Here is a 20,077-nt window from a genome sequence, read left to right as displayed (position 1 = left end):
AATGGATCATATTAAAGGAAAAGTGTTTTAGTCCCGCCGGGGTTGGCTCAACCCGGTTTGATGGTGCCAGATGGCACATTTTCATGACTGCCGTCCGGCCCGCTGGCAAGGCAACCGGCCAGTTCTGAAAGGCTGTCGGCAAGGGCCTGTTCGGCCTTTTTTTCAGCGGCAAGATAAATCGCAATAACCGTTTCGCCCATTGCAGTCAGGGTCGCTCCGCCATGCGCCTTGCCACCAATGCGGGTTTCAATAACCGGGCTGGAAAAACTTTTGTTCAACTCGTCAATCAACAGCCATGCCCGGCGATAAGACATGCCCATCGCCCGTGCTGCTGCCGAAATCGACGCCTCCCTTGCGACAGCACGCAAAAGATCGACCTTGCCATAACCAAGGCGCACGCCCCCCGGAAGGTCAATTTTAAGGCGAATTTTCAAGTCATCAGCACTTTTCATACGCACAGATTACCCGATCAACAAACCATATGCCAGATGGCAAAAGGGCCGGTTTCCCGGCCCGCCAACGTTAGTTCACCGGGGTTATCAGGGGCTTGCCGGCAAAAAACGCGATCAGGTTATCGACAACAAGCTGCCCCATTGCATCGCGGGTTTCGACCGTACCGCTGGCATGGTGCGGATAAATCACAACGTTATCAAGCTCGGCAAAGGCCGGGTTCATGTGGGGTTCGTTATGGAAAACATCCAGCCCCGCGCCACCAACGATACCATCGCGTAATGCCGTGATCAGGGCGGGTTCGTCGATCACGCTGCCGCGCGAGATATTAACAACATAACCTGTCGCCCCCAAAGCGGTTAACACATTCATATCAATCAGGTTACGGGTTGCATCCCCGCCCGGGCATGCCACCACCAGCACATCGGCCCATTCTGCCAACGCCAGCAAATCATTAAAATACTGATAGCCAACATCACCTTGCTGACTGCGCCCGAAATAACCCAGTTCAACACCAAACGGTTCGGCCCGGCTGGCGATGGCTTTGCCGATACGCCCCAAGCCGACAATGCCAACCCTTTTGCTGTGCAAGGTTGTGGTTAACGGCATGGCACCGTTTTTTGACCAGTTGCCGCTGCGTGCCCAACGGTCACCAACCACAAGGCGGCGCAAGGTCGCCAGCATCAGCATGATGGCAGTATCGGCAACATCGTCGTTCAAAACATCCGGGGTGTTGGTTACCTTAATGCCACGTGCTGTGCAGGCCGGAATATCGATTGAATCATATCCGACGCCAAAACTGGTAATGACTTCAAGGTTTGGCAATTGATCAATCAAACCGGCAGGAATCCCCACCCCCGCCGTCGTCATCACCAGCCGGATTTTATCGGCAACAGATGCAACCAGTCCAGAACGGTCATCACTTTGGTCATAACGGTGCAAAGTATATTCCTGCGCCAGCTTTTCCATCTGGTGCGGGCGCGCGGGTGAAACGACAAGAACGTCACGGGGGGCAGACATATGATGACTCTCCTGGAAATGGCAACCAAACAGCCAGAGAGGCTGAATTGCACAATATTATTGGTATTACCAATAATGCACTTATCCGGGGCCAAGATGCAATGGCTGTAAGGGTTTTTCATAGTTCTTTGTGCTGGTGCGTATTCTGTCCGCCCTGAAATACGCCACCGCAAACATGGACATTCCTGCCCATGAATCCTCACAGCCTATCGTTACCGGCAAATTTATACAGATGCCGAATTATCGCCGCTCAAGGGTCAAAGAACCAACCATGGCGGAAGATTATGTGTAAGTGGAACCGATTAAACATCCTTCAAAAGCCGGAGCGCATCGTAAATCGCGGCATGGGTATTGCGCGCCGAAACCGCATCCCCGATGCGGAACAACTGAAACGCCCCGTCAGGGTTCCGCACAACAGATTGCCCCTGCCCCGCCAACAACTGATCATGAGACATTTCGCCATGATTTGACGATAAGGGTTTAAGATCAAAATAGTTGTCATCAAGCGGAATGGTGCCATGATTGACAACCACCTGATCAACCACACGCTGTTTGGCAACACCCCCATAATCAGTGCCAATATGCGCCAGTAACTCGTTTCCGTGCCGTTCCACGGCATCAAGGCGGAACGTCACGGTAAAGGTCACATCGTGCTTTTGCAGGGATCGCATATAAGGGACAAGGTTCATCCCCATAACCTCGGGGGCAAAGGCGCGATCCGGCGTCATAATTTCCACCCTGGCCCCGGAACGTGCAATCACCTCGGCCGACTGAAGGCCGGCGTGATCCCCCGCATCGTCATAAACAAGCACGTTAGAACCCGGCTTTACATCGCCCGATATAATATCCCAGGACGACACAACCAGGTCGTTCCCCTGTGACAGCACATCCGTATGGGGCATGCCCCCGGTTGCAATAATCACAACATCCGGGTTTTTCGCGGTGATCATGTCTGCCTCGGCCCAGCTATTGAAATGGAATTTAACGCCAAGTTTCGCACACTGGTCCGCCCGCCATTCAATGATGCTGATCATTTCCCGGCGGCGTTCGTTTTGCGCAGTTAGCAAAATTTGCCCGCCTGCTTTTGCCGCCGCTTCATACACAACCACCTCATGGCCGCGCTCCCCCGCAACACGGGCGGCTTCCATCCCGGCGGGCCCCGCGCCGACAATCACCACCTTTTTGCGTTGGGGGGCCTTTTCAATAATTTGCGGCATCGAAAGTTCACGCCCCGTCGCCGCGTTATGAATGCAATAGGCCGCCCCGCCTTGATAAATCCGGTCAAGGCAGTAGTTTGCCCCCACGCAAGGGCGAATATCATCTTCGCGTTTCTCGATAATTTTGCGCACAATATGCGGGTCGGTCATATGGGCGCGGGTCATGCCCACCATATCGACCTTGCCCGCGGCAATAGCATGGCGCGCCGTCGCCACATCGGGAATTTTGGCGGCATGAAATGTTGGGAAACGGGTGGCTGCGCGAATTTCACCGGCGAAATCCAGATGCGGTGAATTGGCCATGCCCTGAATGGGGATCACATCGGTCAGGCCCGCATCGGTATCGATATGCCCGCGAATGACATTTAAAAAATCAACCATGCCGCTGTCTTTAAGGCGCTGCGAAATGGTCAATCCATCATCCCGGGTCAACCCGCCGTCCAGTTGCTCGTCAGCGGTATAACGCACGCCAACGATGAAATCATCACCGACCCTTTTGCGAATTTCACGCAGCACATCAAAGGTGAATTTCAGGCGGTTATCCATACTGCCCCCATAGGGGCCATCAAGTTCATTGGTCAGGGGGGACCAGAATTGGTCCATCAAATGCCCATAGGCCTGTAATTCAATCCCGTCCATCCCGGCGGCCTTCATGCGTTCAGCGGCATCGGCATAATCGGTGATGATCCGTTCAATATCCCAGTCTTCCATTTTCTTGGGAAAGGCACGGTGGGCTGCCTCTCGCTTATGCGAGGGCGATACCACCGGCAGCCAGAATGCCTTGTCCCATCGGGTGCGACGGCCCAGATGGGTCAACTGGATCATGACGGCAGCACCCTGTTCATGCACCGCATCGGTCAAATCTTTCATCCACGGCACAACTTCGTCTTTATAGACCAGAAGGTTATTGAAAACCGGCGGGCTATCCTTTGATACCGCTGCCGACCCTGCCGTCATGGTTAGGGCAACGCCACCTTTCGCACGTTCCACATGATAAGCGCGGTAACGATCCTTTGGCATTCCGTCTTCGGGATAGGCCGGTTCGTGCGACGTCATCATGATGCGGTTACGCAGTGTGAGATGTTTAAGTTGGTAGGGCTGAAGCAGCGGATCATTGGACATTTGCGGGACTCCTGATCAGATGTTTGAAAAACCGTATCGGAAAATGTACATAACTGTCAATTTTAAGTTCATTGATGTATATTTTGAAAACATGACTGTACATAACGCTTGTCCGCCCGGGGCCGGTTTGCTAAGGACAGAAGCATGGAACAACAAACGCAAAATGGTGGCTGGCGCGGATCACCCGACATATGGCTGAACGCGGCCTATGACGCACTGCTGGAAACGGGCGTGGATGGTGTGAAAATCCAGCCACTTGCCAAGCGGCTCGATTTATCAAGAACCAGCTTTTACTGGTTTTTCAAAGACCGGCAGGAATTGCTTGATGCACTGATTGCGCAATGGCGGCAAAAAAATACCGGCAACCTTATCACCCAAACCGAATGCTATGCCGAGACAGTGACCGAGGCGATGCTGAATGTGTTTGATTGCTGGTTAAAGCCGGACCTGTTTGACGCCCCGTTTGAATTCGCCATCCGAAGCTGGGCCGTACAATCGCCCAACGTCTTAGCTGAAATCCAAACCGCCGACCAACAACGGCTTGACGCCCTTAAACAGATGTTTTTGCGTTTTGGCCAGAATGAGCAACTGGCCGATGTGCGCGCACGAACGATCTATCTGGTGCAAATTGGCTATATTTCGATGCAAACGCAGGAATCCCTGGCAGACCGCCTGCAACGCATTCCTGAATATGTCGAGATTTTCACCGGGCAACCGCCAGAACAGCGCGAGCTTGACCGCTTCCTTGCCCGTCATTCCTGAGACAATATCGTCCTTCATAACTGTTACATTGATAGAAACAAGCGCGCCGATCAACTCAGGAAAATCTTGTTCAACGGGTTACGGAAATGAACGGATGCCAGGTTGTTTTTTAGTTTGCCGTAAGTTTTTCAAGAGAAATCCAGGCACATGCTACAAGCTGATCATCAGCCAAATCATCTTCATCACGTAAAACAGGATCTTCGCAATAGGAGTCAACATCGAAAAAGAGTTTATTCAATATGTGATAGACCTCTTCCGACAGAGGATCCTCTTCCTTTTTAAACATATCCAGATAACACCACTTAAACTGGGATACACTGATATGACTGGCGACAAAGCCGGAAATCAACGCAACATACCTGTCTTTGGTCTAATCGGGTTTTATAATCCCGCTTCTCTTATAATAACCATTAACTGACCAATAATTAATTTACAGTTTTCGAATAAACAAAATCGATACTATAAAAATCAACCCTTTCAATATCAGCCTTCAAGTGACTTGAAAAACCTTTCAGATTCCTTCGCCTTCCCCATCCGAGATCATCAAACACCTCATAAACCTCGCCACCACCGTGGAAATTTTCTAAAAAATAATTTAAATAATTCTTAAAACTTCAAATATAACACCTCTACTCATCATTCAATTAAAAAACATGCTCAATGAAATCGTCAAGTAGATAATTACCAGAAAATTGGCAGATCAACCAATCAAGAAACGAAAAAATCCGTTTTACCGAATTAACAATCTTCTTGATATTTTGGGATCTAAACTCTTCTTATCACATATCGAATACGTAAAACCCATTCCTCTCGCGTCACAATTCACAAAAAATATTACCTAAGCGGCCCCAAATATTGTCCTGTAAAATATCTCGTATCTTCATCCGAAGCTGGCTCGACACCACAAAAAAAACTCGGTATTTTGTATTTTTTTGCCACCTCAGATGTAAAAAATTGTAGTTTTCTTATAAAAAAAAACTTCTCAACTCGCTTCAAGTCAGATTCACTAAAGTTAAAATCAACATCATATTTTTCTTCATATTTAACAACCCTAAGCAAAACAGACGGAACCATCTCCCCTGCCACGTCTAATGAATTAAGCCTAAGAATCAACGCAGCACCTTCTTCAATTTTAGTGAAATCAACAACAACATCTTCAATATTTTGACAATTCAAAGGAGTTGATAAATGCTCGCTACACTGCACATCCACTACGTTTTTATAATCTTTCACAAGATACATCACTACACTTAATAAATCTCCATGAGGCACATCTTCCAATACTACTTCAATCAATTCTTCCATGTCACCACCTTCAATCAATAAAACCCTTGAAATTGTAACCTTTCTGCAATCCGATCCCTCGACCGTCATTCAATTTCTTATCAAGAAAAACAACGTTGTCATTATTTACAACCTTTTTGAATCCGCCTTCACCCCTAAATATATCTCGCATTTGATTCATCGCCTGCTTATTCCAAGTCTTTTGAGAACCAGAAAACTTACCCCAAACACCGGGCTTTCTGCCAGAATATTTTGCAAGCGCATGACCTGCTTTAGTCGTATTTTTGTAACTCTCTTGCGCCGTTTTCAATACTCTTTTTGCTTGTTCCAAAGTAAGCCCAGATAATGATGTATCAACCTTATTTTTTTGAAAATTCTCCGTGGAATCCTTGTCAACAGATTTTTGAGCTAGTCTTTCAGTGTCATCGAATTCAATCAATTTGCCGGAGGATTGACCACTTTTACTCCTACTATCATGTTTAACCTCCAAATTGGATAACTTAGCATTTGAATTACTCAGATCAATTGCGTCCTCACCATCGCCACCTACCCGTCTACCACCCGCCCTGCCTGCACCACGAGTCAGTACCGCGATCAGAGCGCCAAGCGTGATTTCGGAGGCAACTTTGGCCAACAGAGCTGCCGCACGATCCAGATCACTCTCATCGGTCGCATTGGCTACAAGTTTGATAGCATGCAACAAATCACCAATGGCCGCGAAAATTGCCCAACCGGCAACAGCATAGCCAACAGCCAGTATAATTGCCGCTACCACACCGCCACTGGCGAATGTCAGCACTGCAATAGTCGCAACTGCGGCTCCCAATGCGACAGGAGAGACAAGTTCGGATAGAGCTTCTGCAAAACCTTCACCCAAATGGCTCGTCAGTTTGTCAAATGTCAGGGCGAATTTTTCATCCATTGACAGGGTCGCAACATTGCGTCCCCTGAGTGTTGCCAGAACGGGATTTTTGCGCCGCTTAATTCTCTCGAGAACAGGCGATCCCGAATGCCGCTCATCCGCAATTTCAAGGACCATCCAAGTACCCTGGTTGACAATGCGACCCACATTTCCAGCCATATCATCATCATTGCGGGGCATCATGCTACCACCAGTCGCCGCCGCCCAGACATGACGCAGTTTAAGGCCATTGCCGGGATAGGCGGTGTAGCAGCGTACCCCATCGGCAATGGTTTGTGGATCCTCGATGCTGCCACAGGTTTTGGCGTCAAAGCGATTAAGCTGACCGAATCTTGGGCGGCGGCCGATCAGCAGGATCGAACCATTGCCATGCAATTCAACAATTTCTGTCGGGCCCAACACATTATTCTCCTGACTGCTCCAAACGATCGGCAGATCAACCGGGACGTTTAAAGTTACGATCAGGGGGTGAGCAAAGTCCGTCAGAAAATTGCAGAATTTATAATTTTTTGAAAATTGACCTAATCAATTAAAACTAAAAAATTATTCCCGGGTTTACTGCAAAGTACACTCTCCCAAATCGGGCGAAATTCCGCCCAAGATGGCAACATACCACGACACACCGCGAGCCAAAGTCACAGCCAGCACCCCATAAGCGCAGGCTTTGTCGTGTACTTTGCATCCCGTTTCGTAAGTAGCGTGTGGATATAAATACAAGATAAGTCATAAATTCCAGCAAGCACCAAGTCACTATTGACCGGAACATTTTGCAACCTTCGAGCGTTTAATAACATTAACCTGACAATACGGCGCATGGCTATCATGATTAAAAGGCGAGTTATCCCTCTGTGCTTGTTAGGCTTCAGGAAAACGCCCTGCCCTTAAAAAACGGAAAACAGATTTATGTTTCCTGACAAGTTGAACATTCCCCTTGGAAAATCGGTCAATGCGCTGGTGGACTGGTTGGTCGTCAATTACGGCGATGCCTTTGAAGCCTTTGCCGATACCCTGTTAACCGTTCTGGTCTGGCTGGAGCATTTGCTGCAGGCACCCACTGGTGGCTGATGATTGCGATTATTGCTGCCATTGCCTTTCATGCCAGCCGCTGTTGGAAACGGGCGTGGATGGTGTGAAAATCCAGCCACTTGCCAAGCGGCTCGATTTATCAAGAACCAGCTTTTACTGGTTTTTCAAAGACCGGCAGGAATTGCTTGATGCACTGATTGCGCAATGGCGGCAAAAAAACACCGGCAACCTTATCGCCCAAACCGAAAGCTATGCCGAGACAGTGACTGAGGCGATGCTGAATGTGTTTGATTGCTGGCTAAAGCCGGACCTGTTTGACGCCCCATTTGAATTTGCCATCCGAAGCTGGGCCGTACAATCGCCCGAAGTATTAGCTGAAATCCAGACGGCCGACCAACAGCGCCTTGACGCCCTTAAACAGATGTTCTTGCGTTTTGGCCAGAATCAGAAACTGGCCGATGTGCGCGCAAGAACGATCTATCTGGTGCAAATTGGCTATATTTCGATGCAAACACAGGAAGCGTTGGCAGACCGCCTGCAACGCATTCCTGAATATGTCGAGATTTTCACCGGGCAACCGCCAGAGCAACGCGAGCTTGACCGCTTCATTGCCCGCCATTCCTGAGACGACCAAAGGACACAACGATGCCTGCTGCGCCATTGAAAATCGGCATTATCGGGGGTGCAGGCTGGCTGGGGGGCAGCTTTGCCCGCGCGTTACTTGATAGCAGGATAACCAATCTTGAAAATCTGACGCTCAGCTATCGAACGGCCCGCCCTGAAATTTTGCCAAAAGCGAATTGGACAACGGATAATCAGGCGCTGGTGGATGACAGCGATATCATTATCGTATCTGTGCGCCCCGCAGACTTTCCGACTCTACGCATCCGCATTCAGGGAAAGCTTATCATTTCTGTTCTGGCCGGCCCTAACCTTCAGACCCTTAAAACGCATTTTGGCACAAACAGAATGATACGCGCCATGCCCAATGCCGGTGCAGAAATCGGCCGATCCTATACCCCATGGATAGCCACCTCTGACATTCACGAAGCAGATCGCACCGCTGTTCGCCAAATCCTTCAGACCTTCGGCATCGAGGATGAAGTATAAGATGAAACACTCATGGATTATCTGGGTGGCCTTACTGGCACCGGCCCGGCTCTGCCGGCATTATTGCGGGCTGCCATGATCAAAGATGCAATTGCGTCCGGCGTCCCCGGTGACATTGCCAAACGGGCTGTAAATCAGGTGCTGATTGGCGCGGGATACCTGACCGAACAGCATAACGACGATGCCGAGGCCACCATCGCGACATTCATGAAATATCGTGGCGTAACCGCCGCAGCCCTAAAAACCCTGAGGAAAGCCGGTTTTGATCAGCTTGTCTCCAGGGGATTAGGTGCTGCCCGCGACAAATCGCGCGAGATGGGCAACGATCTGGAGCGATAGAATGGTGCATGAAAGCAAGCGGGTCTCAGGACCGCTAGCTGCCAATATAAACGGCCAGCTCATCGGGCGTTCCATTAGGGAATGCCTGCTTTAGAAAATCCAGAAAAGCCGACACGCGCGCACTTAGCAAACGTCGGGACGGGTAAAGCGCCCACAGGGCTATGTCGGATCCCTCGATATCGCCCCAATGCTGCAATGTGCCGTTTGCCAGATCGTGGCTTACCAGCGATATTGGCAAACATGCCGCACCACCCCCGGCGCGCACGGCATCCCGAACCATAATAAGTGACGACAGGGCAAGGATTGGCTCGATACTGATCGCCAAAGGCCCGTTAGCGGTCATCACATCCCAAACCTGCCGATGGCCAGCCCCGCGCACAACCCCGGGCACAGCAACGTCTACCGCCGGGGCAGGAAGATCGGGGCTTGCGACAACAACCAGACGATCATGAAGAAAGGCCCGACCAACAAGACTTTCATCCGGATCCGGATTAACCCGGATCACCAGATCGTAACCTTCCTCGATCATATCAACAGGCCGATCCTCGGTGGTAATTTCCAGCCTGACGTCCGGGTGTTTCAGGGCAAAACCCGCCGCGATCCTGCCCATGGCAGTCTGCGAAAAAAGCAACGGTGCGCTAATCTTCAATCGCCCGCGTGGTTTCTCGGCACCCGAAGCAATCATGGCGGCTGTTTCATCAAGTTCCGTCAAAAGAACAGATGTCCGTTCGTGAAGCGCACCTCCTTCCTCCGTCAGTTTCAGGTTACGTCCGCCACGTTCAAAAAGCCGAAGCCCAAGACTTGCCTCTAAATCCGCCACCCGCCGCGACAAGGTCGCCTTGGGGCGGCCGGTCGCCCGTGCCGCTTTGCCAAAGCCGCCATGACGGGCAACAAGATTAAAATCAGCAAGCGCCAGAAGATCCATAATCGTTCCACATATGAGACAGTTTGTCTAAATTAACAGGCTATTGGATCATGATTGGGTCAGACATATTCGGGTTGTCAAGTAAAACCAACCGGAGATACCCCAATGACCATTCTCGTTACCGGCGCCACAGGCAATATTGGCAGCCAAGTCATCGACCATCTTGTCAAGCGCGGCGCTGATGTTCGTGCTCTTGTTCGCGATCCCGCCAAAGCAAACTTCCCTGCAGGTGTTTCTGTCGTGAAAGGCGACTTTCTGGATGTAGCGTCCCTGCGCAGTGCCTTTGAGGGTGTGTCCACCCTTTTCCTGTTAAACGCCGTCGTGGCCGACGAATTCACACAGGCCCTGATCGCGCTTAATGTTGCGCGCGCAGCGGGCATCGAACGGATTGTTTATCTGTCGGTCATTCATCCCGATATTTATGTGAATGTGCCACACTTTGCCGGCAAATTTGGCGTCGAGCGAATGATCGAACAGATGGGCATGCATGCCACCATCCTTCGCCCGGCTTACTTCATCCAGAACGATCTGACGATCAAGGATGTCATCACCGGCTATGGTGTCTATCCGATGCCTGTTGGCGACAAGGGGCTGGCCATGATCGACAGTCGTGATATCGCGGAAATTGCAGCCCTTGAGCTGCTGCGCCGCGAACAGGCGGCCCAACCGCTGCCAATCAACCGCCTTAACCTGGTTGGTCCCGATACTTTAACGGGAACGGAAATTGCCGCCATCTGGTCAGATGTGCTTGCGCGCCAAATTAATTATGGCGGCGGCGATATCGACGCCTTCGAACAAAACCTCGCACAGTTCATGCCTGCATGGATGGCCTACGACATGCGCATGATGGGTGAACGCTTCCTGAGCGATGGCATGTTGCCTGACAGCGGCGATGTTAAATATCTGACGGCACTTCTGGGCCGCCCGCTCCGCTCCTATCGCGACTTTGCCTCGGAAACGGTTGCTTCTGCCTGAAGCAGCCCCTCCATAACCCAAAGACCAGGGACATTTATCATGATCTATTCAACCGCCACGGTGCCGGTAAACCCGGAAAACGAAACCAGACTTACAAGAGAGCAGGTCTGGAAAGGACTGGAGCTAAAGGCGCGTGATGCGCGCCTGTTCCTCCCGCCGGGACTGTGTACCCGCTGTGACGTTACAGAGGAAAGCAAGACCCACTTTGTACGTGACGCCACCATTGCCGGTGCTGACCTTCGCGAGATCATCACCCTTGAGCCACAAAGCAAAGTCACCTTTTTCCAAGCCAGCGGCCCCCGCGAAGGTGCCATCGTCAACGAATTGTTCGAAGATGACGACGGTATGCTACAGCTTCGGTTCTACTGCTATATTGGTCTGCGTGGACAGAAGCCGAACGGCCCCGAAGAACAAGCCGAACAGGCCCGGTTCGACAGCGACACAGGCTACAAATCGGCCCTTCTGTCAACGCTGAAACGGACACGTGAACTGCTTGCGGCAGGACAATTGTAATCAATCTCGGCACCACGGGAAATTGTCAGGCGCAACGAATGCCAGATAAGTTGACATCGATTGGCACAAAACCTGACATTTCCCGACATGCCGATTTCTAACAAGCGTAACTTCACACCAGCAAAACAAGACGAAAAACACCCAAATACAGCACAGGACACATATCGACATCCTGCACATCTAAACCGGATCAGGCGATGGACTGATATCCCCGTCGGGACGGGTTCCGTTTAATATCCTGAAAGACTGAATATATCGGGATAATTATATTTCCAGTGGTATCGGTGCCTATCATATCCTGACCTTCGGATCGGAATGAGCAAGGAAATCGCCATGTCTTACAATCGAAGGTCAAAGACGATAACCGACGGAATAGAGCGGTCCCCGAACCGCGCCATGTTCTATGCCCTGGGATACAAGGAAGAGGATTTCGGCAAACCGATGATCGGGGTTGCCAACGGCCAGTCGACCATCACGCCGTGCAATGCCGGGCTTCAACCGCTTGCCGATGCTGCCATTGCCGCCATAAAGACCGCAGGGGCCAATGCGCAGACATTTGGTGTTCCGACGATTTCAGATGGCATGTCGATGGGCACCGAAGGCATGAAATATTCCCTTGTCTCGCGCGAGGTGATTGCCGATTGCATCGAAACGACCGTTCAGGGCCAGTGGATGGACGGGGTCCTGGTCATTGGCGGTTGCGACAAAAATAAGCCTGGCGGCATGATCGGCATCGCACGGGCAAATATTCCGGCCATTTACGTTTATGGCGGCACGATCAAACCAGGCCGTTGGAAGGGTCAGGACCTGTCGATCACTTCTGCGTTCGAGGCCGTCGGCGCCTTTCGCGCCGGACATATGAGCGAGGAAGATTTCACAGGAATTGAGAAAAATGCCTGCCCGACAACAGGGTCCTGCGGGGGAATGTATACCGCCAACACAATGAGTTCATCGTTTGAGGCACTGGGCATGTCGCTGCTTGGTTCTTCGACAATGGCGAACCCGGATGCGGAAAAAACCGTTTCAGCCGCAGACTCCGCGCGCGTTTTGGTGGACGCCGTTAAGCAAAATATCCGCCCGTCTGACATTATCACCCGCGAAAGTGTGGAGAACGCCGTTTCGCTGATCATGGCGACCGGTGGTTCGACCAACGCCGTTCTACATTATCTGGCGATCTGCGATGCGGCCGGTATCGAATGGACGCTCGATGATTTTGAACGGATCAGACGCAAGGTGCCCGTATTCTGCGATCTGAAACCGTCGGGAAAATATATGGCAGTGGACCTGCACCGTCAGGGCGGCGTGCCACAGGTGCTCAAACAATTGCTCAATGCCGGGCTGCTCAATCCTGACTGCCTGACCATCACCGGCCGAACAATCGGAAACGAACTCGCCAAAGTACCAGACCTCCCCCCGGCCGGGCAGGACGTAATACGAACGGTTTCCGATCCCCTTTACGCGGAGGGACATCTTGCCATCTTGCGAGGAAATCTTGCCGAAGACGGGGCGGTTGCGAAAATCACCGGCCTGAAATCCACTGCCATCACCGGCCCGGCCCGCGTTTTTAATGATGAACAATCGGCATTAAATGCCATTCTGTCGGGCGGGATAAAAGCAGGCGACGTTCTGGTATTGCGTTATCTCGGTCCAAAGGGCGGCCCGGGAATGCCGGAAATGCTTGCGCCAACGTCGGCAATTGTCGGCCAAGGTTTAAGCGACAAGGTCGGCCTGATCACCGATGGACGGTTTTCCGGTGGTTCATGGGGATTACTGGTCGGCCATGTGACGCCCGAAGCTTTCGAGGGCGGCACCATCGCTCTTGTTAAGGAAGGCGACATCATTACCATTGATGCCCCTGCCGGTCTTCTTGAACTCAAAGTCGACCATGACGAGATAGAACGGCGACGCGAAAACTGGCGTCAACCCGCCCCGCGCTACACACGCGGCGTCCTGGCGAAATTCGCCCGTCTTACCCGCCCTGCCAGCAAGGGGGCTGGAACCGGTTAAAGCCGGTCGTCCGCTTGGCAAATTTCGGACAAAACCCGGTTCAATCTCCAGGACATCCGAGGCGCACACAATGCCCAGACCTTATGACCTGGCACCCCGGAGCCGGGGACTATCGCGATTACCGCAACAGCCAGTCAACAAAATGCCTGCCCGGCGTTCAAACATAAGCATTAAGCGCAGTCTCCGGATTATCTTCGGTCCTGATTGTCAGTCCTTCAGCTATGCACCGGATCGGCCTTCCCGGTGGCCTGTATCTGCTATGGCTGACAGTCAGACCGTTTCCTGAACCTCATTACCGGCAATCGCCAACGGTTTCGCCAGGTCGATCAGACGTTCAACAGCTGGGGAAGGATCTTCCCGCCGCCAGACAAGGCCCGTTTCAATGATCGGCGGCTTTCCTTCCAGCGGGATATAACATGTGCCGGTACGATCCAGATTGCGCAGCGCTTCAGGGACAAGGGCAATCCCCAATCCGCTTGAAACCAGACTGACGATGGTTTGCATCTGGATTGCTTCCTGACCGATCGCGAGCTGATAGCCAGACTGCGCAAAATATTGGGTGATCGTGTCATAAAAGGCCGGGGCGATCCGGCGCGGAAAGATAATTAGCGGATGTTTCGCGATTTCCGCCAACGGGAGTTTTCCGTTAACACAGGTAATGTTTCCGTTCTCAAGCCAGGCCTTGGGCACCGTTGCCACCAGCGGCTCCCGCAACATCGGCAGATAGCCCAAAGAACAGTCAAACGTTCCATGCGGAATGATCAGGCCGGCATCGATTTCGCCTTGCAGGAGGGCCTCGGCCTGCACATCACTGGTCATTTCCGCGAGTTCGAGTTTCACATCGGGAAAATTCAGCCGAAAATCGGCAACCAAGCTGGGCAAAAGACTATAAGCTGCCGTCGAGACGAACCCGAACTTCAAAACACCGATTTCACCATCCGCAATCTGCCGGGCCAAAAGCGGCAATTGCTCGGCATTGTCCAGAACCTTGCGCACGCATTCAAGCCAATGCTCCCCAACAGGGGTGAGCTCGACATGTCTTTTTGTGCGATTAAAAAGGGTAACGCCCAGCTCCTGCTCAAGCGCAATGATCGCCTGACTGAAGGGCGGCTGAGTCATATTCATGCGTTCAGCAGCGCGACTGAAATGCAGTTCTTCAGCCAATGTGACGAAATAACGAAGTTGTCGTAAATTCACTGCCAACCTCTGCCACTAAACACAGACGACCCTGCCCCACAGATGCGGCAACGATAACGCAGCTCAAGATTGTTGTCTATCTACAGCAATATCACGCGCCAATTTCATTTATTCTTGCACAACTTTCGCTTTCTCTGGCGAAAATGTCATCTTTTGTGGCACGGGACATTGGAAAAGTGGTAGGCCCGGAGGGACTTGAACCCCCAACCAGACCGTTATGAGCGGTCGGCTCTAACCAATTGAGCTACGGGCCCCCGAGGGGAAATAGAAAAGACCGCGCCAATGTTTGGCGCGGTCCCGAAAACTAGCGATTTTGACGCAAAGGTCAAGCCCCGTATCGCGGCTATCCCTGCTATTTTTCTTAATAATCCAGGAACGACCGCAACTTGCGCGAACGCGACGGATGTTTAAGCTTGCGCAATGCTTTTGCTTCGATCTGACGGATACGTTCACGGGTCACCGAAAACTGCTGACCGACTTCTTCCAGCGTATGATCGGTATTCATGCCGATACCAAAACGCATGCGCAAAACACGTTCTTCACGCGGTGTCAGCGATGCCAGAACCCGGGTGGTGGTTTCACGCAGGTTGGCCTGAATCGCGGCATCAAGTGGCTGAACGGCGTTCTTGTCCTCGATGAAGTCACCAAGATGGCTGTCTTCCTCGTCCCCGATCGGGGTTTCAAGAGAGATTGGTTCCTTGGCGATCTTGAGAACCTTGCGCACTTTTTCAAGCGGCATTTGCAGTTTTTCGGCCAGTTCTTCCGGGGTCGGTTCACGGCCGATTTCATGCAACATCTGGCGCGACGTCCGAACCAGTTTGTTGATGGTTTCGATCATGTGAACCGGAATACGGATCGTACGGGCCTGGTCGGCAATAGAGCGCGTAATCGCCTGACGAATCCACCAGGTGGCATAGGTCGAGAATTTGTAACCACGGCGATATTCAAACTTATCCACGGCCTTCATCAGGCCGATATTGCCTTCCTGGATAAGGTCAAGGAACTGCAGACCACGGTTGGTATATTTTTTGGCAATTGAAATCACGAGACGCAGGTTGGCCTCGATCATTTCTTTTTTCGCACGGCCCGCTTCACGTTCGCCCTTGTTGACCACACCGTAAACACGGCGGAATTCGCCAATCGGCAAGCCGACTTCGGCTGAAACGCCACCAATGTTTTCGCGCAACTGGGCAATTTCATCGGGATACCGTTCAATAAACAGTTTCCAGCCCTTGCCTGGCAAAGCCCCAACCCGCTCCATCCAGTTCGGATCAAGTTCGTTGCCCTGGTAATGCTTGACGAAATCAGGCCGTTTAATTTTGCAACGATCGGCAAAACGCAGAAGTTTACCTTCAAGGCCGAGCAGCCGGTTATTGAGGCCGGTCAGATGATCAAGCAATTCTTCGATGCGGAAGTTGTTCAAATGAACATCTTCCATCAAATCGACCATTTCCTGTTTCAGCTTGCCATAACGTTTTTCGGTGGCCGCCGGAACAGATTCACCCTTGTTCATGGCCGACAGGCGCTGTTCCTGCGCCTTATGCAGCTTTTCATAGGTTTTGGCGATTTTTTCGAATTTTTCCAGAACCTGTTCGGTCAGTTCCTCTTCCATTTTGGAAAGGGAAACGTTGACCTGCTCGTTCTCGTCATCTTCGTCATCATCATCGTCACTTGAACGGCGAACTTCGCCGTCTTCATCTTCGTCGTCGGTATCTTTTGCTTCGGCGTCCTTGCCTTCTTCGCCGTCGTCATCTTCAACATCGACGTTACGCTCGCGCGAAGGAGAGGCAATAACAGGCTGAACCGGTGCTTCAACTTCTTTTTCGTCGTCTTCGTCATCATCATCAGACGTGACAGGCGGCGTCAGATCACCGTCAACTTCTTCCTCGGCATCGTCTTCAACCTCTGCGCCAATGGCCGCAGCATCGGGGCCGCCACCATAGGTCGTTTCAAGGTCGATCACATCACGAAGCAGAAGTTTGCCTTCCTGCAACTGGTCGTGCCAGTTCACAATGGCCTGAATGGTCAGCGGGCTTTCGCAAATCCCGCCAATCATCATTTCACGGCCAGCCTCGATACGCTTGGCAATGGCGATTTCGCCTTCGCGCGACAACAGCTCGACACTACCCATTTCGCGAAGATACATGCGCACCGGATCATCGGTACGTCCAACGTCATCTTCGGAAATGTTGCCCTTGGGGTCGGCCTCGGCATCATCATTCGACTCGTTGTCGTCGCCTTCCTCGTTCTCGACAACATTGATGCCCATCTCATTGAGATTGGTCATCACGTCCTCGATCTGCTCGGAGGAGAAATGCTCGGACGGCAGGGCCGCATTGAGCTCGTCAACGGTGATGTGACCCTGCTCCTTGCCCTTGGCAATTAGCTTCTTGATCGCTGTTTTATATGTATCGAGAAGAGGTCCGTCTGCGTTTTCAGAAGAGGTCTTTTTCTCTTCAGCGCTCGAAGTCTTAGACGACATCTATTCCCCGTTTCCCGCTTTGGCACCTGAGGCACCAGTTTATCCCGCACGCTACACATGGTAACGCAAATCACAAATAGCCCGAACACTGATCCCGCGAAACCGCATCGATCAGTCGTCGAGCTTGAACACATTTTCCCGGCGCCGGGCCAGATCATCGCGGCGATGCGAAAATCTTTCCCATTCTTCATCGCTGACATCTGCTGCCAACTGTCGGACGGCATATTTCGCCTCTTCGTCCGCCAGGGAGCTTACAGCCATCGAAAAAACCTGTTCCCAACCCGCAAGGGCCCGCGTAAGCGGCGTTTCGGGTCTGGCGAAAGCGGCGTGAGCCATAACATCGCTCTCTACCGCCCGCAAAACTGTTTCAGACAGCCCGTCGCGCTTCAAGTGGCCCTTAAGTGTTTCAGAGTCAAGTCCAGGATCACCATCAAGCAGCTTTAAGACTGCGCGCCGCAGAATGTCAAGGTCCGAGTCATCGCAAACATAAACACCAAGCCTTTCGCCGATATCATCGAGCAAGGCCGGATGATTGATCAGGGTCGCAATCAGGATGCCATCCTGAAGGTGACGACGGTTTCCCGTTGCAGGCCGCGCCATACCCGGCACCGCTTTACCGGCCGGTTCCCAAACATAGTTTTTATTTCCGCGTTTGCCATAGGAACCGGATTTTTTATTTCCACCGCCACTTTTTTGCCAGTTCGACCGCGCCGGGCGCGCTGCATCATCCCGAGTCCCGCGAAACAGTTTCCACACCCGGTCCTTGAACATGGTCTGATATTGGTGACGTACGGCCTCGTCGCTAATCGCACCAATGCGCGCATGAATGGCAGCTTCCAGAGCAGCACGGCGTTCCGGTGTGTCGGTGGGCTTGCCAGCGGTATCAAGCCGCCAGACCAGCTCAGCCAAAGGTACCGCCTGATCAAGAAGTTTACGAAACCGCGTCATGCCATCCGCCGCCGCCATCAGGCTGTCCGGGTCATCACCTTCGGGTAAGATGGAAAACAGCAATGATTTCCCCGGGCGCAAAATGGGCATGGCCCGCTCGGCCGCGCGCACTGCCGCGCGCTTGCCCGCCGCATCGCCATCAAGGCACAGGATCGGTTCATTGGCCATTTTCCACAATTCGCCAATTTGTTCTTCGGTCACCGCGGTACCCAACGGCGCAACGGCACCGCGATACCCCGCACGGTGTAACGCGATCACATCCATATAACCTTCGGTCACAATAATTTCGGCACCATGTTGCGATGCCTCTCGCGCCTGCGGTAGGCCATATAGCAACTGCCCCTTGTGAAACAGGGGTGTATCCGGGCTATTTAAATATTTGGGTTTCCCATCACCCATAACACGGCCACCGAAAGCCACCACACGTCCGCGTCGGTCCAGAATGGGAAACATCACCCGGCCGCGAAAACGGTCATAGCTTTGCCGATTTTGATCTTCGGGTTCGATCAACAAACCAGCCTCGATCATGGTGCGTTCGTCGATATCTTCGCGTTTCAGGGCTGCCTTCAGCGCGGCCCGGTTATCAGGCGCATATCCGAGGCGAAAATCGGCAATGGTTTTGTCATCCAGCCCACGGGCATGAAAATAATCCAGCCCTTCGCGGCCCTCAGGCATCCGCAGATTACGTTCAAAAAAGACACAAGCCACTTCCATCACATCATAAAGGGTTTTGGCCTTTTTTTCGCGCTCCTGGGCTTCGCGAGATGGTTTGGGCACATCCATACCGACCTGGTTTGCCAACACCTCGACGGCCTCGACAAAGGTCAGCCCCCGGGTATTCATGACAAAACTGATAACATCGCCATGCGCCCCGCAGCCAAAGCAATGGTAAAAACCCTTTTGCTCGTTCACGGTAAAAGATGGCGATTTTTCATTATGAAACGGGCACAGTCCGGAATATTCCCGACCGCGTTTGATCAGCTTTACCGAGGATCCGACAACATCAGCCAGATCAACGCGTGCCCGCAGGTCGTCAAGAAACGACTGGGGAAAGCTCATAATATGCCCATCCGTGAAATGTGAAGATCAGAAGACAGCTTAAACCAGCATAACAGATTATGCATGACAAAAGCCGGACGCAAGGCATCCGGCTTTTTATTCTCGTGTCGGGTTCTGTATCTTAACCCAGCAGCCTTTTCGCAACCAGACCGGCTTTGCCAAAATCCATGCAGCCGCTGTATTTTTCGCGCAGGGTTGCCATTGTCCGACCCATGTCTTTCAGGCAGGTCGCCCCCATGTCCGAAACAGTGCCCTTAACAGCCACTTCAATTTCAGAATCGCTCATCTGGCGGGGCAGAAATCGCTCGATCACTACGATTTCCGAGGCTTCCTGGGCAGCAAGCTCCGGGCGATTGCCCTTGGAATACATCTCGATGCTTTCGCGGCGCTGTTTGACCATTGCCTGAAGCAGCCCCTGAATCTCATCGTCAGAAATACCATCGGTATTGCCTTCCCCGCGCGCAGCAATGTCGCGCTCCTTCAAAGCAGCCAGGATGAGGCGGATGGTGGTCACCGAAACGGTATCTTTTGAAAGGACGGCTTTTTTCAAAGCATCTGTAAGCTGCGGTCGCAGCATGGCGCATCTCTGATTCTATGGAAGAAAGGAGTGAACATACCCCAAAAGTACAGTGAGCGCAAAGAAAACATATCCGAATAACCCATTGAAAACAAACAACGAATAAAAGTTTTGATCGGTTCTTGACAGCAGCATCCCCTTC

The 20,077-nt window shown here is 52.0% G+C and carries 19 protein-coding genes and 1 tRNA gene; 8 read left to right on the top strand and 12 right to left on the bottom strand.

Features of this window, described 5'->3' with window-relative positions; all coding sequences use genetic code 11:
- Positions 1–47 precede the first annotated feature (47 nt).
- The 3 genes from J4E05_RS14395 to J4E05_RS14385 all read right to left on the bottom strand — a co-directional run bounded on the left by J4E05_RS14395 (position 48) and on the right by J4E05_RS14385 (position 3,809).
- Positions 48–452, bottom strand: a complete 405-nt coding sequence (locus J4E05_RS14395; RefSeq protein ID WP_349596775.1) for a winged helix-turn-helix domain-containing protein — start codon at positions 450–452, stop codon at positions 48–50.
- A gap of 70 nt (positions 453–522) precedes the next feature.
- Positions 523–1,470 carry a 2-hydroxyacid dehydrogenase gene (locus tag J4E05_RS14390; protein WP_349596773.1) on the bottom strand — a complete coding sequence of 316 codons (948 nt, stop codon included), beginning with the start codon at positions 1,468–1,470 and terminating at the stop codon, positions 523–525.
- A gap of 302 nt (positions 1,471–1,772) precedes the next feature.
- On the bottom strand, positions 1,773–3,809 hold the full coding sequence (locus J4E05_RS14385; RefSeq protein ID WP_349596770.1) for an oxidoreductase: 2,037 nt from the start codon (positions 3,807–3,809) through the stop codon (positions 1,773–1,775).
- A 144-nt stretch (positions 3,810–3,953) separates the two neighbouring features.
- On the opposite strand from J4E05_RS14385, the gene J4E05_RS14380 reads away from it, so the two are divergent.
- Positions 3,954–4,571 carry a TetR/AcrR family transcriptional regulator gene (locus J4E05_RS14380; RefSeq protein ID WP_349596768.1) on the top strand — a complete coding sequence of 206 codons (618 nt, stop codon included), beginning with the start codon at positions 3,954–3,956 and terminating at the stop codon, positions 4,569–4,571.
- Positions 4,572–4,680: 109 nt separating this feature from the next.
- Here J4E05_RS14380 and J4E05_RS14375 read toward each other — a convergent pair whose 3' ends face one another.
- The 3 genes from J4E05_RS14375 to J4E05_RS14365 form a co-directional block, all read right to left on the bottom strand.
- Positions 4,681–4,920: a colicin immunity domain-containing protein gene (locus tag J4E05_RS14375; RefSeq protein WP_349596765.1), complete on the bottom strand. Its 240-nt coding sequence runs from the start codon at positions 4,918–4,920 to the stop codon at positions 4,681–4,683.
- A gap of 485 nt (positions 4,921–5,405) precedes the next feature.
- A complete protein-coding gene (locus J4E05_RS14370; protein WP_349596762.1) occupies positions 5,406–5,876 on the bottom strand; it encodes a Cdi1I family immunity protein in 471 nt (156 codons plus the stop codon).
- Between the two features lie 10 nt (positions 5,877–5,886).
- Positions 5,887–7,179: a tRNase toxin domain-containing protein gene (locus J4E05_RS14365; RefSeq protein ID WP_349596760.1), complete on the bottom strand. Its 1,293-nt coding sequence runs from the start codon at positions 7,177–7,179 to the stop codon at positions 5,887–5,889.
- A gap of 501 nt (positions 7,180–7,680) precedes the next feature.
- Between J4E05_RS14365 and J4E05_RS14360 the strand changes: the two genes are divergently transcribed.
- Genes J4E05_RS14360 through J4E05_RS14345 form a run of 4 tightly spaced genes read left to right on the top strand, consistent with a single transcriptional unit; the run spans position 7,681 to position 9,252 of the window.
- Positions 7,681–7,842: a hypothetical protein gene (locus tag J4E05_RS14360; RefSeq protein WP_349596757.1), complete on the top strand. Its 162-nt coding sequence runs from the start codon at positions 7,681–7,683 to the stop codon at positions 7,840–7,842.
- A 55-nt stretch (positions 7,843–7,897) separates the two neighbouring features.
- The gene (locus tag J4E05_RS14355) at positions 7,898–8,428 is read left to right on the top strand and encodes a TetR/AcrR family transcriptional regulator (RefSeq protein ID WP_349596754.1); all 531 of its coding nucleotides are present in this window, start codon (positions 7,898–7,900) and stop codon (positions 8,426–8,428) included.
- A 20-nt stretch (positions 8,429–8,448) separates the two neighbouring features.
- Positions 8,449–8,913, top strand: coding sequence for a pyrroline-5-carboxylate reductase family protein (locus J4E05_RS14350; protein ID WP_349596751.1), 465 nt, complete (start codon positions 8,449–8,451; stop codon positions 8,911–8,913).
- Between the two features lie 12 nt (positions 8,914–8,925).
- On the top strand, positions 8,926–9,252 hold the full coding sequence (locus J4E05_RS14345) for a pyrroline-5-carboxylate reductase family protein (protein ID WP_349596748.1): 327 nt from the start codon (positions 8,926–8,928) through the stop codon (positions 9,250–9,252).
- Between the two features lie 34 nt (positions 9,253–9,286).
- On the opposite strand, the gene J4E05_RS14340 is transcribed toward J4E05_RS14345, so the two are convergent.
- On the bottom strand, positions 9,287–10,177 hold the full coding sequence (locus J4E05_RS14340) for a LysR family transcriptional regulator (protein WP_349596745.1): 891 nt from the start codon (positions 10,175–10,177) through the stop codon (positions 9,287–9,289).
- Between the two features lie 105 nt (positions 10,178–10,282).
- On the opposite strand from J4E05_RS14340, the gene J4E05_RS14335 reads away from it, so the two are divergent.
- The 3 genes from J4E05_RS14335 (at position 10,283) to ilvD (ending at position 13,672) form a co-directional block, all read left to right on the top strand.
- A complete protein-coding gene (locus J4E05_RS14335; protein ID WP_349596742.1) occupies positions 10,283–11,152 on the top strand; it encodes an SDR family oxidoreductase in 870 nt (289 codons plus the stop codon).
- A gap of 39 nt (positions 11,153–11,191) precedes the next feature.
- Positions 11,192–11,665 carry an AtaL-like protein gene (locus tag J4E05_RS14330; protein ID WP_085587982.1) on the top strand — a complete coding sequence of 158 codons (474 nt, stop codon included), beginning with the start codon at positions 11,192–11,194 and terminating at the stop codon, positions 11,663–11,665.
- A 333-nt stretch (positions 11,666–11,998) separates the two neighbouring features.
- Positions 11,999–13,672 carry a dihydroxy-acid dehydratase gene (gene ilvD, locus J4E05_RS14325; RefSeq protein WP_349596738.1) on the top strand — a complete coding sequence of 558 codons (1,674 nt, stop codon included), beginning with the start codon at positions 11,999–12,001 and terminating at the stop codon, positions 13,670–13,672.
- Between the two features lie 270 nt (positions 13,673–13,942).
- Here the strand turns inward: ilvD and J4E05_RS14320 are convergent, their stop codons facing one another.
- The 5 genes from J4E05_RS14320 to J4E05_RS14300 all read right to left on the bottom strand — a co-directional run bounded on the left by J4E05_RS14320 (position 13,943) and on the right by J4E05_RS14300 (position 19,935).
- Positions 13,943–14,869 (bottom strand): LysR family transcriptional regulator, encoded by a 927-nt coding sequence (locus tag J4E05_RS14320; protein ID WP_349596735.1) that lies wholly within the window; start codon positions 14,867–14,869, stop codon positions 13,943–13,945.
- A gap of 177 nt (positions 14,870–15,046) precedes the next feature.
- Positions 15,047–15,123, bottom strand: a tRNA-Ile gene (locus J4E05_RS14315).
- 107 nt (positions 15,124–15,230) lie between these two features.
- Positions 15,231–17,351 carry an RNA polymerase sigma factor RpoD gene (gene rpoD / locus J4E05_RS14310; protein WP_085587987.1) on the bottom strand — a complete coding sequence of 707 codons (2,121 nt, stop codon included), beginning with the start codon at positions 17,349–17,351 and terminating at the stop codon, positions 15,231–15,233.
- A gap of 111 nt (positions 17,352–17,462) precedes the next feature.
- The gene (gene dnaG, locus J4E05_RS14305) at positions 17,463–19,358 is read right to left on the bottom strand and encodes a DNA primase (RefSeq protein ID WP_349596732.1); all 1,896 of its coding nucleotides are present in this window, start codon (positions 19,356–19,358) and stop codon (positions 17,463–17,465) included.
- 121 nt (positions 19,359–19,479) lie between these two features.
- Entirely contained in the window at positions 19,480–19,935 is a 456-nt protein-coding gene (locus J4E05_RS14300) for a GatB/YqeY domain-containing protein (protein ID WP_085587990.1), read from the bottom strand.
- Positions 19,936–20,077 lie beyond the last annotated feature (142 nt).

Source organism: Thalassospira sp. NFXS8, assembly GCF_040148805.1.
Taxonomy (GTDB): domain Bacteria; phylum Pseudomonadota; class Alphaproteobacteria; order Rhodospirillales; family Thalassospiraceae; genus Thalassospira.
Note: the sequence above shows the minus strand (reverse complement) of the source record. Positions and strands in the feature narration are given on the sequence as shown.

What these genes read in the sequence shown, in the direction of transcription:
- J4E05_RS14395 (WP_349596775.1), bottom strand. Translation starts at nt 452, where the DNA reads ATGAAAAGTGCTGATGACTTGAAAATTCGCCTTAAAATTGACCTTCCG.
- J4E05_RS14390 (WP_349596773.1), bottom strand. Translation starts at nt 1,470, where the DNA reads ATGTCTGCCCCCCGTGACGTTCTTGTCGTTTCACCCGCGCGCCCGCAC.
- J4E05_RS14385 (WP_349596770.1), bottom strand. Translation starts at nt 3,809, where the DNA reads ATGTCCAATGATCCGCTGCTTCAGCCCTACCAACTTAAACATCTCACA.
- J4E05_RS14380 (WP_349596768.1), top strand. Translation starts at nt 3,954, where the DNA reads ATGGAACAACAAACGCAAAATGGTGGCTGGCGCGGATCACCCGACATA.
- J4E05_RS14370 (WP_349596762.1), bottom strand. Translation starts at nt 5,876, where the DNA reads ATGGAAGAATTGATTGAAGTAGTATTGGAAGATGTGCCTCATGGAGAT.
- J4E05_RS14360 (WP_349596757.1), top strand. Translation starts at nt 7,681, where the DNA reads ATGTTTCCTGACAAGTTGAACATTCCCCTTGGAAAATCGGTCAATGCG.
- J4E05_RS14350 (WP_349596751.1), top strand. Translation starts at nt 8,449, where the DNA reads ATGCCTGCTGCGCCATTGAAAATCGGCATTATCGGGGGTGCAGGCTGG.
- J4E05_RS14345 (WP_349596748.1), top strand. Translation starts at nt 8,926, where the DNA reads ATGGATTATCTGGGTGGCCTTACTGGCACCGGCCCGGCTCTGCCGGCA.
- J4E05_RS14340 (WP_349596745.1), bottom strand. Translation starts at nt 10,177, where the DNA reads ATGGATCTTCTGGCGCTTGCTGATTTTAATCTTGTTGCCCGTCATGGC.
- J4E05_RS14335 (WP_349596742.1), top strand. Translation starts at nt 10,283, where the DNA reads ATGACCATTCTCGTTACCGGCGCCACAGGCAATATTGGCAGCCAAGTC.
- J4E05_RS14330 (WP_085587982.1), top strand. Translation starts at nt 11,192, where the DNA reads ATGATCTATTCAACCGCCACGGTGCCGGTAAACCCGGAAAACGAAACC.
- ilvD (WP_349596738.1), top strand. Translation starts at nt 11,999, where the DNA reads ATGTCTTACAATCGAAGGTCAAAGACGATAACCGACGGAATAGAGCGG.
- rpoD (WP_085587987.1), bottom strand. Translation starts at nt 17,351, where the DNA reads ATGTCGTCTAAGACTTCGAGCGCTGAAGAGAAAAAGACCTCTTCTGAA.
- dnaG (WP_349596732.1), bottom strand. Translation starts at nt 19,358, where the DNA reads ATGAGCTTTCCCCAGTCGTTTCTTGACGACCTGCGGGCACGCGTTGAT.
- J4E05_RS14300 (WP_085587990.1), bottom strand. Translation starts at nt 19,935, where the DNA reads ATGCTGCGACCGCAGCTTACAGATGCTTTGAAAAAAGCCGTCCTTTCA.